Raw genomic sequence first — 14,481 nt, 5'->3', positions numbered from 1 at the left:
GTTCAGTTGCCCTCTGCTTTTTTTTGAACAGGATGCGAGCCCAACGGACCCTGCGCGACGCCATACGGGATTACCTGTACCTTTTCCTCACCGACCGATTGCGCGATAAGTCCTCCTTTCACAAATTCCGATCCACAAACCACCCTGTCGGCGAGCAGAAATTCGTTGCGTTCCCGATCTGCATACCTATTTGAATTCAACGTAAATTCTTGATTTATAGCCCATTCAGGAAACTTTTCCTTTTCAATTTTTAGCAATTGCTTCTCAATATAGTGCAAGCATATTGTTTGCTCATGCACAATAAAAATGCCATTGGCTTTGGCAAACTCCATGATTTCAAGCGCTGCGGAGTTGAAAGTATAAACCACATCTGGTAAATTTTTCCGGATTTGTTTCAGTACCAGCCTCGAAAATTCGAGTCCCCCCTCAAGGTGCCGGCGGATGCGATCTTCTGAGGTCAGGCAACGACTTCGCCCGAGGGAATACCTCAGACCGAAAGGCGGAAAATGACACACTCTGCCAGCCGGTAAACCAGGATGATGTCGGGTATTTAAACGTTTGACGGTAGAAAAAAAAGGCGCTTTTTGTAATAGAGCAAATGGATATTTTCGGCTGTAGAAATCGGTGTACAAGGTCTGTAACAGCCCATTTTCGTGAAGAATCCGCGGAACCGCATAATGCATTCGGGCACCTAACTGAGCAACGGCTATTTTCCTATCCGTCATGATCGGGCAACTATCATTTTGTCTTTCAACCACTCAAAATCAATCAAACCGGAGAACAGCTCCTTTCTATCTTTATGCTGAAGAATGGTGACACATGAGCCGAACACTACCCCGATCATACAGCCGTCAGTTAGCAACAACCCAAGAGGTAAAGCCGGTAAACCGATGGCAGGGATGAGCAAGACAGCACAGAAAAGGCCTAAAATACTCGAACCGACAAACCACAAAGATTCCTTCCGGTGTCGGTTGACCGACATGGGAACTGTGAGGCTGGTCGCCCAGACCGTGTAGGTAACAGTAGCCAGCAGCATGAAGCCGAAGAAAGGCTGGTCTATCGACACCTCGCCCAGAGTCCACCATGCAATCGCATGTTCTCCAACCAGTTGGAAGATAAAGGCTGCTCCAAAGGCAAGACACAGATTAATCTGGCTGGCTCGTTGGTGAAGTCGGCGGGCCAGCAAATAGTTGTGCTGTTCAAGGGCCGGTGACAACTCGATCCAAACCGTACGACTGACGACGGAGATGCCCTGCCGGATCAGGCTACTGAACAGGCGAACCGTCGAAAAAACGACTACCGTTGCGGGCGAAAAAAAGTGGCCTGCCAACAATAGGGTGCCCTGCAACATCACGGCATGTCCCAACGACATAATAAGAAAGCTGAACGACGGCTTTAACAACCGTTTAATCAGCAGATAATCGACGCTGTACATGCCTTTCTGCCGAAACCAGGGATACTTTTGGTAACACGCCCGGAGCATAGCAACCCAGAATACGAGCCGAACAACGGGATACAGGAAAGCCACAACAAAGCAAGACGCTCCGAACATTACCGCCAGGACCACTACAAAAAATTCTACCAGTCTGGTCCGGATAATCCACACCCGACCAATCGTGTATTCTTGAGCCGCCCTGTAAATACTGCTAAGTAGTTCCTGCTGCACAACCAGCAGTGCATGAAAAGACAGCAAAATCGAAATGAGAGCGACCGTCTTCTTATCCATCTCCGTGATATGGAGTTGTGATCGGTAATCAATCAGAAACAACGATGCCAAGAGCAACGCCAGCAGCATCGCTCCCATCAGCAGAACCAATAGCCTGCCCTGGAAATACACTTTTAGTGCCTGCTGGTAATCCTGCCGCACTCCATAAAGAGCCATCTGGTTATCAACAGCCGAGTTGATGCCGAAATCGCTCATTTGAAAGAGCGTGCTGCAGCTAAACAGAATCAACCATTCTCCATAATCAGATTTACCCCAGTAAGTGATAAATATGGGCACGGAAATAAACTGAATAAGAGCCGTTCCTGTCACCTGAAACAGATTGACGGACATTATTTTGACGATTCTTTTTTTCAAGATAACTAAGCGAATGAAAATCTGGAGCCACTATCTCTCTAGGCCTGATTTCATGGAATGATGGCGATACAAAAGTCATGAGCCTGAAGAAACTGCCTACTGTAGTCTTTCCCTTTACATAGACGACAGTGGTGTCAAAAAGTCACCCTACCGGTCACTTCTTTCATCCTAAGGAGGAATAAATTACATCCGCCAGTATTCCATCCCGTCCAGATCTCCGGTTGCATAGAGGCCTTTCAGGTCCAGAAGGATTGGCTGACTGTTCATGATGGAGCGGAAATACGCAATATCCAGTTGCCGGTATTCGTCGTGTCCGACGGCCACCACTACCGCATCATATTGGTTCGAGGGTGAGTCCATCAGAGTCAGGTTATACTCATGCGCCACCTCGTTCGGTGACGCCTGGGCATCGACGATATGGACGTTGACGGAATATTTCATCAGCTCCCGCACCAGGTCGGCGACCTTGGAATTCCGGATGTCGGCGACGTTTTCCTTAAAGGTGATTCCCATGATCAGCACTTTCGTCTGCTGCGGGGCTTTGCCCCGCTTGATCAGCATCTGCACCAGCTTCGTGGCGATGTAGGCCGGCATACCGTCGTTGATCCGGCGGCCGCTGTGAATCACCTGGGGGTCATACCCCAGCTGACGGGATTTGTAAAGCAGGTAGTAGGGATCGACCCCAATGCAGTGTCCGCCGACCAGCCCGGGCGTGAACTTCAGGAAGTTCCACTTCGTCCCGGCGGCCTTGATCACCTCCTGCGTGTCGATACTCATCTTATCGAAGATGATAGATAATTCATTCATCAGGGAGATGTTCAGATCTCGCTGGGTATTCTCGATCACTTTGGCGGCCTCGGCCACCTTGATGGTCGGAGCCTTGTAAATTCCCGCCCGGATGATGCTTCCGTATACGGCCGCAATCTCCTCCAGGGCCTCGGCGTCACTTCCTGAAACGATCTTAAGGATATTGGGCAGGGTCCGTTCCCTGTCGCCCGGATTGATCCGCTCCGGTGAATAGCCGATCCGGAAATCGGCACCCAGCTTCAGGCCGGAGAACTGCTCCAGGATGGGCAGGCAGTCTTCCTCCGTACAACCGGGATACACCGTCGATTCGTAAATCACATAGTCGCCCCGCTTGAGCACTTTTCCGACCGCTTCAGAGGCTCGCTGGAGCGGCTTCAGATCCGGCACCTTATAATCATCGACCGGCGTCGGAACCGCCACCACGAAGAAATGCGCCTGCCGCAGCACCTCGGGATCGGCCGTAAAACGGATGTCTTTACCTTCAAAATCCGCCGGTCCGATCTCGCGTGAGGGGTCTTCCCCGCGCTGCATCATGGCCACCCGGTCCGGGTTGATGTCGAAGCCGATCACTTTGAACTGCCGGGCAAACTCCAGCGCAATCGGAAGCCCCACGTAACCGAGGCCGATCACGGCGATCTGTTTTCGTTTCTGCTTTAATTCCTGGTACACAATTAATTATCTTTACAACAAACCGTATCAATCCTTCCGCTCCGGCCCTTCCTGAGTAATGAAACGAATGCGTCGCCGGAGATGGCCGAGCACATCCGGCCCGGTTATGAGCAAATATATACTGCCAATAACGAAACCGACGAAAGAATAAGTCAATACCATCAACATCCTTTTGGGAGATTCCCGTTTCAGAGGAATCTTCGGCGGTTCGAGTACCTTGAAAACGGGGGTCCGTTCCTGCACCTTGATCCGGGCCTGTTCATGCTGCCGGGCCAGTTCCGAATACACCGACTCGGCGATCACCAGTTCGGCATCGAGCCGCTTCTTCTCCAGAGTGGCCGCCTGAACGATCATGTTTTTATGCTGATCATTGTATTGAAACACCCGATACTGGGCCGCCTGAAAGCGTCGTCTGGCTTCATTGAGCCGGGAACCATAAAACGCCAGATCTTTGCGGGCCTTTTCGGTCCGGTAGCCGGTAACATACCGGGTCAGATAGTCCATGGCCAGTTGGGCGACGGAAGCGACGGCCACCGCGTCGGGCACCCTGGCGGCAATGGTAATAACGCCCGACCGTGTATCCATGCGGGCCGAGATCCGTTTCTGAGCTTCTTCAAGAAGATCCTGCTGGTCTTCGGTTAATTTGATCGGACCGGCCCCGTCGGCAGCCGGCGGAAGAGGCAGTTGAGCTTCCGGAAAAAAACGAGCCTTCCAGGATACCGCTCTCAGCATTTCGGAAACGGTTTTCCGGGTTCCGGCACCGGTCAATACCGGTCGCTCCAGTAAATAAAGAATAAAAGGAGAACTCTGAAGAATGTTGGGGTACAGGTCCGGACGAACGGCTTCAACTTCCTCGATATCGCTTAGATTGAGCCCGGCGAAACCGGCCGCCGAGGCTAACTTGCGAAAGGTATCACCGGCTCCCGGATGCATCTCCGGCATGATTCGCGCTTCGGAAACATACTCGGGGGCGGTCAGCACCGCCAGCACAACTCCCACTCCCGAAAAAAACAGCGTAAATACCGCCAGCGTTCTCCGGCAATGCCATAAGAGCCGGACGGCCTTTTCCGGAGTCAGGCTAACCCAGCCGTCTCTGCCGGGTGCGGGCTCGGCCACTTTTGCTTCTGTCGTCATCGGAGCGGCTTTCATTGGAACAATCGGACCACGGTAAGGACGACGGCCGCCAGAGAGGTAAGGCCCGTTGCAACGGCTACCCGTTCGGCCGGCGTCAGTTTGCTGTCTCCCCGGGGAACCCTGGCCGGCGCGATGACTTCCATCCCCGGCTCGGCATCGGGATAGAACCGGAGGCCCAGGAAGCTTTTTGTCCGCTGAACTTTGCCGTTCGCGTAAACCACATAAAGCTTTCGTCGCATCGCTTTGGTCGTAAATCCGCCCGCTTCATTCAGATAGGATTTCACGGTTTTGACCGGATTATAGTCGACGACCGACGCGTTGAGCACCTCTCCTTTCACCCGAACCAGCTCTACCTGGCGCGGAATATGAATCGAATCGTTGGGAAGGAGAAGCAGATTCCCGGTGTCGGAAGGCCGGGCGAGGATTTCTTTAATATCGACCGAAATCAGTTCGCCCCGGCGCATAAACCGGGTGGCTTTCAGGTAAGCTTCCGGACGAAGGCCTCCGGCACGGGCAATCAGATCGGTGATGCGTTCGAGTTTATCCCGGATGGGATAGCTGCCCGGGTAACGCACTTCGCCCGAGATGATCACTCTTTTTTGTGGTTCGTAGCGGGGCGAAGTTCGGACATAGACCTGGTCAAACGGCTGAAGCGAAAAGCGGGCCTCCGCTTCGGTCAGTCTTAACTGATCATTCAATTCAAACTGGAACAGGCGGACGTTCTGGCTGCGGGGCAGGTCGGCCGTATCGCTCCGGACACGACGCGCAATTTCGATCCGGGAGGCCAGGGCCCCGTCGGTAAAGCCGCCGGCCAGAACAATCAGGTTGGCGATGCTGAGGCTGTCGACGAAATCGTAGGTTCCGGGCCGGTTGACGGCGCCCTCGATATGTACCTTCCGTTGCCCGCGCAGATCCCCATACGAAGCAATAGTGAGAACGTCCTCCCGTTGCAGCGAAATATCGGGCGCCTGCCCACGCATGAGACGGCCAAGATCGACGGCCACCAGTTCGGGATCCAGGTTATCGCGAAGCCGGCGCAGGGTGGCCCGGTTCAGAAAAGCGTCCTCTCTCAGCCCTTCGGCGGATTTGATCAGCTGGCTGAGGGTACGGTTTTTTTCCAGGGCAAAGATTCCAGGTCGGAATACCGCTCCCTGAATCGTTACCCGGTTCTCGTACCGGTCGAGAATGGCACCAACCGTGTATCGGTCTCCCTTTTGGGGCATAAACCCGGCGATTTCGGCGGCCGCTACGGTCAGGACCTCCAGTTCGCGGGGCGTTTGACGGCGCAGCGTGATGGAGGAAGTGTAGGCCTTGTCGGTGAAGCCGCCCGCGAAAGCCAGCACCTGCTTCAGCGGCTCTCCTTTCTGCACTTCATAAACGGCGGGTTGCTTCACTTCCCCTGCCAGCTCGATGCGGGTCTGGTAGTGATTGACAAACAGCACGTCCTGATCCTGAAGGCGAATGTTGTCCTTCTGGTCGGCCCGCAGCAGGAAATCGTACATATCCAGCGTGCGGATCAGTTGGTTATTTCGGTATACCCGGATATCCCGGAACGATCCCCGGCCCGGGTGGGGCCCGCCGGCCGCGTAAAGCGCGTTAAAAACGGTCGCCAGCGAAGAAAGCGTGTAGGTTCCCGGACGCAGGACCTGACCGATCAGCGTGACTTTGATGCTTCGGATGCTGCCCAGAGTGACGGTGGCATAAACTCCGCCGGACCGGGTATTCAAACCGGCGTACAACTGCTGCAACCGGCTGATGATGCGCTGTTCGGCCTGCTCGACGGTCAGCCCGTTCACATAAATGGGGCTCAGATTTTCCAGCCGGATGGCGCCCTCGGGGCTGACTTTCACCCGATAGTTCTGTTGCGCATTCCCATATACGTCGACGATGAGTTCGTCCTCCGGCCCAATCTGGTAATTGCGGGGGGTCGGAATTCGCAGGTTGGGTTCAAAAGTGAGACTCGGGTTGGAAAACAGAGAAGCTCCGAAGATGGGCAATTCCGATTCAACGGCCTCTGACTTTTCCGGAGCCGGCCTTACGCTCAATTCAGCTTGATTCCCTTGTTCCCTGCCGGTCTGAACCGGCGGGCCGGATGGGGGCCGGGCGGGGCTGTTGAGTTCGGCGATCCGCTCCCGCATCCTGGTTATATCGGCGGCCGTAAAGCCGCGTGCGAGAGCAAGCTGTTCGATCTGACTTTCACTCAACCCACTGCCGGCCGCCTGCCGGACGAACTGGCGAACCTGTTCATCGGTCAGGTCACCGACTTGTTGCGAAACAGCCGGAAGGGTAGTACAGAAAAAACAAAACAGAAGCAACAGGAAAAATTTCAAATCCGAAAGCAACACTGGCAAACCGGTTAAATTCCAACTTTTTGCCTCAGGCCGAGACGTCCCTATTGAGACGCAAAAAGCCCCGGCAGGTTACACCTCCGGGGCTTTTTTATTCGGATAAATTGAAAGTCTGTTTTACGGAACCAGTCGGAGTTCAACCCGGCGGTTCTTGGTCAGGCCGTTCCGGGAGTTGTCACCGATCGGTTTGAAGGAGCCGAAGTAATCGATCACAATCCGGTTCGGATCGTTCAGACCCTGTTTCACGAGGTAATTCTTGACGGCTTCTACCCGGCGACGTGAGAGAGCGATGTTGTAGCGGTCGGAAGCCCGGCGGTCGGCATGACCGGAAAGCTGCAGACGGCACTGGGTTTTGTTCATCAGTTCAACCACTTTGTTCAGCATGTCGAAGAACTGCGGTTTGATGATGTTTTTATCCGTATCGAACGTCACGTTGGCGAAGATTTCGGCACAGGCAACACCCGGCAGGGCTGCGCTCACGTATTTTTCGAAGTCGATGGCTTCCCCGGCACCCGACACGATACTGCCGGCAGGCGTGTTGGGCTGACGGTCGAAGTAGTCGGAAACACCGTCGTTATCCGAGTCGGTCAGCAGGCGCGGGTCGATGTCTTTGGGACGGTTGGCTTTAGCTACGGAGTCGATCTGTTCCAGCGTAAGGATAACCGGCGGTTTGATCAGGAGTTTCGGATCGGTCCAGCGCAGGTGGTAGGTACCCTTCGTAGTATCGTACTCATACTTGCCGTTCACTTTCTGAACGCGGATGGCGTTCTTGCCTAATTTATAGGTAACCATGACGGCTCCATAGCCGAGTTTATCAAGGTTGGACTCTCCTCTCCGCTCGGGCGCTCTGTCGAAAGCACCGCGCGTTCCGTAACCATCGAAATAGCTGGAGGAATTACCGCCCACGGTCGCGTCGATGCGGTCGGTGTTAACATGGGTGATCCGGAAGTCCAGGCCGACGTCGAAACGGGGGCTCACCTCATAATGAATGGCGGCACCCAGGGGGATGGCCCAGTCTTTTTCGTATTTGGCTTCGCGCAGGATGCCGTCCCCGTTGTTGGTTTTGGTCCACCGGCGCACGCGGCCCGTTCCGATTTCATAGGCCGTCGACTTGAAGAAGACCACCCCAATCCCCGTATAGGCATCGATTTTCCACCGCTTCATTTTGTTCGGCCCGAACAGGAGGCTTTTCAGGTTGACGCTGCCGGTCAGATCGGTTTGAATGAAGTTGGAGCGGAAATAGGAGAAATATTGACGACGCTTCATGCCGACCAGGTTGCCAAACTGGGCGTCCAGCTGGAGACCGAACAGGTGAGACAGTTGCTTACCGACGGCTACTCCGAAAAAACCAGAATTACGTTCGTTGTAGCTGTCAGAACTTGTCTTCCCGACCGGATAGAAATCATATTCCCTAAGATCTCCAAAGAATTGAGTGGGTCCCCCCATGAGCGAAACAGACCAGGTGTTCAACTTAGCCGGACCCTCATAGGAGGCTTTCGGGTTATACTGAGCACTGGCACCTGTCGCTGCCAGCAGACCCAATCCCATTGCCTTTACGAACAGGGATACTTTTTTCATACTTATCAGGTTATTGTTTGACAGTTTAATAAACCATTGAGTGTGGTGAAACAACAGGAATTGGCCGGCGGAATGCGTTTTAAACGCGATTTTCTCGCTTCGGCGCAAAACTATGGATTTTCGCTTAGTTTACAAACAAGATACGGACGGCTTTGTTTGTACCGTTCTATCAGAATTTGCCGGCACAAGAAAATCAGGATTTTTCATCCATCAAAGACGTTGCATCAGTTTTTTTACCATATTACTTTTCCAATAAATGAAAGTTCCATCCTCGATATGCCGCCTTGCCTGCCTTATTAACCATAAATAGAAAGTAAGGTTATGAAGACTCGCAATCTGGGCCGCTAAAATTTCTTCCGAACGTATCAGGTGCCGTAAATAGGCCTTTGTATAAAAGGTACTGGCATAACCGCCCACTTCCTCGTCAATTGGACTAAAATCATCTTTCCATTTTTCATTCTTTATATTGATCACGCCCTGCGACGTAAACAGAATCCCGTGCCGGGCGTTTCGGGTGGGCATGACGCAATCGAACATATCGACGCCAAGCGCGATAGCCTCCAGAATATTTTCGGGAGTACCAACGCCCATCAGATACCGCGGTTTGTCGGACGGAAGGATCCGATTGACCAGTGCGATCGTCTCATACATCTCCTCCGCCGGTTCGCCGACGGCCAGCCCCCCGATGGCATTCCCCTCCCTTTCCTGAGCCGCTACGAACTCGGCCGACTGCTGCCGCAGGTCCCTGTACGTACTGCCCTGGACGATCGGAAACAGCGTCTGCCGATACCCGTAATGGCCTTCGGTGGCGTCGAAACGCCCGATGCACCGGCGCAGCCAGCGGTGGGTCATCTCCATCGACTCCCGCGCGTAGCCGTACTCGCAGGGATAGGGCGTACACTCGTCGAACGCCATGACGATGTCGGCCCCGATCGTCCGCTGAATATCCATGACGCCTTCCGGCGTAAAGACATGCTTCGAGCCGTCGATGTGCGATTTGAAGGTCACCCCTTCCTCCTTAATCTTCCGGGTGTTGGACAGCGAATACACCTGGTAGCCACCGCTGTCGGTCAGGATGGGGCGGTCCCAGCCGTTGAACCGGTGCAACCCGCCCGCTTTCCTTAAGACGTCAAGACCCGGCCGAAGATACAGGTGATACGTATTTCCAAGAATAATTTCTGCTCCGACGTCCTCTTTCAACTCCCGCTGGTGAACGGCCTTGACGGTACCGGCCGTCCCGACGGGCATAAATATAGGTGTCTGCACTGGCCCGTGGTCTGTTGTCAGGACCCCGGTCCGGGCCTGAGAGTTGGGATCGGTTTTATGAATGGTAAACTGCATTGCTTTCTCAGGATTCCCGGACGCCCGACGTCAGGCCGGGAAGCCCAGGATACAACTTTTGATCCGCAAAGGTCGAAAGGCGGAAGGCGAAAATCAAAATCAGTATATTTGCCGATTCATTGAACGGCCGTCTATTGCCAATTTTTTTACTACTCCGTGACTTATATCTTGCTGATTGTGTGCCTGTTGTCTGTAGGCATACAGCTTTTTTATATTCTGGCCATTTTCTCCCGAACCGCCTTCCGGGCTGTGCCGCCGGCTGTCAAACCCGCCGACAACCCGGATCTTCCCGGAGTAACCATCATTGTCTGCGCCTGGAATGAACTGGACAATCTGCGCGCGCTCCTGCCGCTGCTCGATCAGCAGATTTATCCGAATTTCGAGGTGCTGGTCATGGACGACCGTTCGAGCGACGGTACGAAAGAGTTCCTCGAACGGTCGGCCGGAGCGTTCCGGCACGTCCGCTTCATCCGGATCGACCGCGAACACGAGCACGTCACCCCCAAGAAATACGCCCTGACGATCGGAATCCGGCAGGCGACCCACGACATCGTTCTGCTTACCGACGCCGATTGCCGGCCGGCCGGAGATTCCTGGCTGGCCGGAATGGCCGGCCGGCTCGCCAACCCGCGTGTGCAGATCGTGCTGGGCTTCGGACCGTATCTGCGACACCCGGACAACCGCTGGCTGAACCGGCTGATCCGGTATGAAACGCTCTACACGGCCGTTCAGTATTTTTCTCTGGCGCTGGCCGGTATCCCTTACATGGGGGTGGGCCGGAATCTGCTGTACCGCCGGCAGCTGTTTCTGAACAATAAAGGTTTTTACACCCATATCCGGGTTATGGGGGGCGACGACGATCTGTTCATCAACGAAGTGGCCACCTCCCGAAACACAACCGTCAGCCTGCATCCGGAGACCTTCACCTGGTCAAGTCCGAAAGAGACCTTTGCGGCCTGGCGACACCAGAAGCGCCGGCATCTGTCGGTCGGAAAACACTACCGGACCCGGAATAAACTCTGGCTGGGGGTGCTGTCGGTTACCCATATCCTGAGCTGGATGACCGGCCCGGTTGTGGTTGCCCTAACGTCGGCACGGGTTCTAACCGAAGGGTTTCCGGCCCTTGTGACCCACCCGCAAGGGCAACTTCTGCTGGCCGTGTCCGGGCTGTTTCTATTTCGACTGCTGGCGTTCTGGGGAGTGGTAGGCCGGATCAGTTACCGGCTCGGGCGTACCGTTCACTGGGCAGGAATACCGGTAATGGATTTGGTTTTAAGTATATATTATGCCGTCATGGGCTTCGTCACCCTCCGTCCCCGCCGGAACCGGCACCGGATGACCTGGAGGTAGGCACAGGCAGCAAACCCAGCTATATTTATTCGCTTTTCAATACCGACCATTTTGGAACTGATCAAAAAATATTTTCCGGATCTGACGGCTCTCCAACTGGAGCAGTTTACGACCATGGGCGAGCTGTATCGCCATTGGAATGCAAAGATCAACGTCATCTCGCGGCAGGACATCGATTCCTTATACGAAAAGCACATTCTTCATTCGCTCGGGATCGCCAAAGTGATTCAGTTCGTGCCGGGGACCGAGGTGCTGGATGTCGGCACCGGGGGAGGCTTTCCGGGCGTCCCGCTGGCCGTGTTGTTCCCGCTGGTCGATTTTCACCTGGTCGACAGTATCGGCAAAAAAATCAAGGTGGTAAATGAAGTCGCCGGTGCCCTGGGGCTGACGAACGTCCGGGCGGAGCAGGCCCGCGTAGAGCATCTGGACACGACCTATGATTTTGTGGTGAGCCGCGCCGTGACACGTTTGAAGCCGTTTCTGGGCTGGGTGCGGTATAAAATTCATAAGAACGGTAACAACCGGCTCCGCAACGGAGTTTTGTACCTCAAAGGGGGTGATCTGGAAGAGGAACTGGCTGAAATCAAGGATAAATACCGGATTTTTGATTTATCTGATTACTTTCACGAATCATTTTTCGAAACCAAGAAAGTCATCTACGTACCGAAATGAGTGTAGGAGTGTAAGGGTTGGGGCATTTAGGTGTTGACGAATAGCCGACTCCTAAACGCCAGATCTCCGCTACTCCCCAACTTTTCAATTCTATGGCAGAGATCTTCAAATCGAGTAGTTTCAAGGACCCCATTAACCGGGACATTGTCGAATTCAACGACAAGGGCGTTACTTTTCGGGTCAGGAAGCTGGTCGGCGGGACGGACAACTTCGTCTTTTACTCCGACATATCGGGTGTCGAAATCGATAACGGCATGTTTTTTTCCACGATCCGGATCATTCCGAGAGCGCGGCCGGAAATTATGATCAGGAACTTTACGCGGGGTGATGCCCGAAGAATCAAGGAGTTAATTCTGGAGCGGGTGCCGGGACGTGGTCCGAGTGCCATGTAAACCGGCCGGATCGCCGGGGAATTTTCCAGAAAATACTTGCAAGATTAGTCCGGGGACCTTACTTTTGCACCCACATTCCGACGAAAACGCCGGAACACACTCCCGAATAGCTCAGTCGGTTAGAGCATCTGACTGTTAATCAGAGGGTCGCTGGTTCGAGCCCAGCTTCGGGAGCCTGATAATGAGCCGCTTACAAAAAATTGTAAGCGGCTTTTTTGTTTGCATTGCAATACAAATGCCTTTATTAAATAAATTAAAATCAAGTTTGGCTCTCCGACCAGCAGGACCCAAGCAGGGGGAGTATTTTTTACGGAGCGTAAGATAGAGTTTCCTAAAATTTGTCTACCGGCTAGCATTCTAACCATACCGGGTCTAAATCTTATCGCGCGGGTACTGCTAGCCTAGGTAACGTTTTTATCCCGGGACGAAGAATGTACAACCACCAACCCCTACCGAGCCGAGCGGCGTGACAACGACTACGGCCAGTCATATCCTATAGCAGATGGAGAATGCGGGCTACGTAGTTTTCGAGGATGGTAAGCAGCGGGGATTCAAATAACGGATGTACCCCTTGCTGAAAACAATTCGGACCCTATGTAAAAAATTTATATAGGCTCTGTAAAAATTTTATAAAGCCTATGTAAAAATTTTACATAGGGTCCAATATATATAGGTTTTGAGCTGCACCCGAATTCTGGACGATCGATATTTTGAGGATTGGACGCTTTTGAACCGCACCCAAATTCCGGACAGTGGCCATTTTGAGGATCGGACGTTCATTTCATCATTTCTACTCTTGTAATTGCTTCTTCTGGCGTTAGCCCATTTAGGGAACTATGCGGGCGGAAGGCGTTGTATTCTTGCCGCCAGCTCTCAACCTTTTCCTGAGCATCATCTAAGGATAAAAACCAATTCGTCGATAAGCACTCATCACGAAAGCTACCGCACAGGCGGCCCTGCATTAAAAGATTCGATAAACGCGTTATCAGTTGGTTTGCCTGGTCTTGAGAAGTCAAGGGTTACCTTGTTTTCACTCGCCCATCGATCCAAGGCTTTAGAGATGAACTCGCTGCCATTGTCTACTTTAATCCATCGAGGCACAACCCCTTGATTAGCCTTTATCTGCTCCATAACGGCGACGACATCCACTCCCTTTAACGCTTGGCCCACATGGATGGCTAAGCACTTGCGACTAAAATTATCGACTATAGTTAAAGCCCGAAATCTTCGGCCATCAAAAAGCTGATCGGCCACAAAATCCATGCTCCAGCATTCGTGTGCCGTGGAGGCTTTTGGGCGTTGATGACGGTGGGCGGCAGCTCGATTCCGCTTAGGACGTTTGCTGCGCAGGTTTAACCCTTCTTCACAATAAATTCGGTAAATCCGCTTATGGACGGTCCGCCGTTGCGGTTATCACGCCAGCCTTCCCGCCTAAGCAGAATATAGATCCTGCGATGGCCATAACGAACTCGCACCTGGGCGATTTCCTTAATTCGATGACGGACAATCGTATCATCCCGATCTTGACCTTTGTAGTACCACACTGATCGCTGGAGCAAGACTACTGCGCAGGCTCGTTGAGTCGCTACCTGATAATCCTTCATTATGCTTTTCGCCAGTTCACGCTTCTGAACCGGCTTTAAAGCTTTTTTTTGAGCACATCTTGCAGCATTTGTTTATCAAGGCTCAGATCTGCTACTAATTGCTTGAGATGACGGTTTTCCTCTTCTAATTGCCGAAGTCGCCTTAATTCGGGCACTCCTAAACCGGCATATTTCTTCTTCCAATTGTAGTAGGTAGCCTCACTAACTCCCATTTTGCGGCATACTTCCGCGACGGCTACCCCTGTCTCTGCCTGCTTAAGAGCAAACACGATCTGAGCCTCGGTGAACTTGGTCGTTTTCATGGCAATTGTCTTTAAGTTTAAGGTACGACAATCGCCCGAATCCTTTACTTTTCATTGTCCAGTTTTCTGGGAGCAGGTCAACACTGAAAAATAGTACTACAAATCCATAAATTAGTAAAAGTAAAAGTCCTGTGACGGAGGTATTTTTACTAGGAATCCAGCGAAGTCCTGGTCTAATAAAACCGTTTGTTATGGGATTTGAAT

11 protein-coding genes, 1 tRNA gene and 1 pseudogene are annotated in these 14,481 nt (G+C 52.9%); 5 read left to right on the top strand and 8 right to left on the bottom strand.

Translation table 11 applies throughout. The annotated features are described in order from the left end of the window. Nucleotides 1-2 precede the first annotated feature (2 nt). The 5 genes from DX909_RS26080 to DX909_RS26060 all read right to left on the bottom strand — a co-directional run bounded on the left by DX909_RS26080 (nucleotide 3) and on the right by DX909_RS26060 (nucleotide 6,687). Nucleotides 3-725, bottom strand: coding sequence for a glycosyltransferase family protein (locus DX909_RS26080; protein ID WP_128548182.1), 723 nt, complete (start codon nucleotides 723-725; stop codon nucleotides 3-5). Then, nucleotides 722-2,056: a lipopolysaccharide biosynthesis protein gene (locus DX909_RS26075; RefSeq protein ID WP_128548181.1), complete on the bottom strand. Its 1,335-nt coding sequence runs from the start codon at nucleotides 2,054-2,056 to the stop codon at nucleotides 722-724. The genes DX909_RS26080 and DX909_RS26075 overlap by 4 nt, the downstream gene beginning before the upstream one ends. Nucleotides 2,057-2,263: 207 nt before the next feature. Beyond that, complete coding sequence (locus tag DX909_RS26070) at nucleotides 2,264-3,556, bottom strand: nucleotide sugar dehydrogenase (protein ID WP_128548180.1); 1,293 nt, start codon at nucleotides 3,554-3,556, stop codon at nucleotides 2,264-2,266. A gap of 27 nt (nucleotides 3,557-3,583) precedes the next feature. Beyond that, nucleotides 3,584-4,690, bottom strand: coding sequence for a GumC domain-containing protein (locus DX909_RS26065; protein WP_206513056.1), 1,107 nt, complete (start codon nucleotides 4,688-4,690; stop codon nucleotides 3,584-3,586). Between the two features lie 11 nt (nucleotides 4,691-4,701). Further along, a complete protein-coding gene (locus DX909_RS26060; protein ID WP_229311202.1) occupies nucleotides 4,702-6,687 on the bottom strand; it encodes an SLBB domain-containing protein in 1,986 nt (661 codons plus the stop codon). 54 nt (nucleotides 6,688-6,741) lie between these two features. Between DX909_RS26060 and DX909_RS29955 the strand changes: the two genes are divergently transcribed. Further along, nucleotides 6,742-7,050, top strand: coding sequence for a hypothetical protein (locus DX909_RS29955; protein WP_229311201.1), 309 nt, complete (start codon nucleotides 6,742-6,744; stop codon nucleotides 7,048-7,050). 105 nt (nucleotides 7,051-7,155) lie between these two features. Here the strand turns inward: DX909_RS29955 and DX909_RS26055 are convergent, their stop codons facing one another. Beyond that, nucleotides 7,156-8,616 carry an OmpA family protein gene (locus DX909_RS26055; RefSeq protein ID WP_128548179.1) on the bottom strand — a complete coding sequence of 487 codons (1,461 nt, stop codon included), beginning with the start codon at nucleotides 8,614-8,616 and terminating at the stop codon, nucleotides 7,156-7,158. Nucleotides 8,617-8,826: 210 nt separating this feature from the next. After that, nucleotides 8,827-9,957, bottom strand: a complete 1,131-nt coding sequence (gene tgt, locus DX909_RS26050) for a tRNA guanosine(34) transglycosylase Tgt (protein ID WP_128548178.1) — start codon at nucleotides 9,955-9,957, stop codon at nucleotides 8,827-8,829. A gap of 156 nt (nucleotides 9,958-10,113) precedes the next feature. Here tgt and DX909_RS26045 point away from each other — a divergent pair, with 156 nt between their 5' ends. From DX909_RS26045 to DX909_RS26030, 4 genes are all read left to right on the top strand, one after another. Beyond that, nucleotides 10,114-11,307, top strand: a complete 1,194-nt coding sequence (locus DX909_RS26045; protein ID WP_510186351.1) for a glycosyltransferase — start codon at nucleotides 10,114-10,116, stop codon at nucleotides 11,305-11,307. 51 nt (nucleotides 11,308-11,358) lie between these two features. Beyond that, nucleotides 11,359-11,979 (top strand): 16S rRNA (guanine(527)-N(7))-methyltransferase RsmG, encoded by a 621-nt coding sequence (rsmG, locus tag DX909_RS26040; RefSeq protein ID WP_128548177.1) that lies wholly within the window; start codon nucleotides 11,359-11,361, stop codon nucleotides 11,977-11,979. A 92-nt stretch (nucleotides 11,980-12,071) separates the two neighbouring features. Continuing rightward, on the top strand, nucleotides 12,072-12,371 hold the full coding sequence (locus DX909_RS26035; protein ID WP_128548176.1) for a hypothetical protein: 300 nt from the start codon (nucleotides 12,072-12,074) through the stop codon (nucleotides 12,369-12,371). A gap of 100 nt (nucleotides 12,372-12,471) precedes the next feature. Further along, nucleotides 12,472-12,545: transfer RNA gene (locus tag DX909_RS26030), tRNA-Asn, on the top strand. A gap of 602 nt (nucleotides 12,546-13,147) precedes the next feature. Here the strand turns inward: DX909_RS26030 and DX909_RS26025 are convergent. Beyond that, nucleotides 13,148-14,277: pseudogene (locus DX909_RS26025) on the bottom strand (IS3 family transposase). Nucleotides 14,278-14,481: the final 204 nt, after the last annotated feature.

The sequence above is a fragment of the Larkinella soli genome (assembly GCF_003703975.1).
Classification (GTDB): domain Bacteria; phylum Bacteroidota; class Bacteroidia; order Cytophagales; family Spirosomataceae; genus Larkinella; species Larkinella soli.
The sequence above is the reverse complement of the archived record's forward strand: the minus strand, read 5'-3'. Positions and strand labels throughout refer to the sequence as shown.

Bases quoted from the DNA above. Each gene is read 5' to 3' on its own strand.
- DX909_RS26065 (WP_206513056.1), bottom strand. From the start codon at position 4,690: ATGACGACAGAAGCAAAAGTGGCCGAGCCCGCACCCGGCAGAGACGGC.
- DX909_RS26055 (WP_128548179.1), bottom strand. From the start codon at position 8,616: ATGAAAAAAGTATCCCTGTTCGTAAAGGCAATGGGATTGGGTCTGCTG.
- DX909_RS26035 (WP_128548176.1), top strand. From the start codon at position 12,072: ATGGCAGAGATCTTCAAATCGAGTAGTTTCAAGGACCCCATTAACCGG.
- tgt (WP_128548178.1), bottom strand. From the start codon at position 9,957: ATGCAGTTTACCATTCATAAAACCGATCCCAACTCTCAGGCCCGGACC.
- DX909_RS26080 (WP_128548182.1), bottom strand. From the start codon at position 725: ATGACGGATAGGAAAATAGCCGTTGCTCAGTTAGGTGCCCGAATGCAT.
- DX909_RS26075 (WP_128548181.1), bottom strand. From the start codon at position 2,056: ATGTCCGTCAATCTGTTTCAGGTGACAGGAACGGCTCTTATTCAGTTT.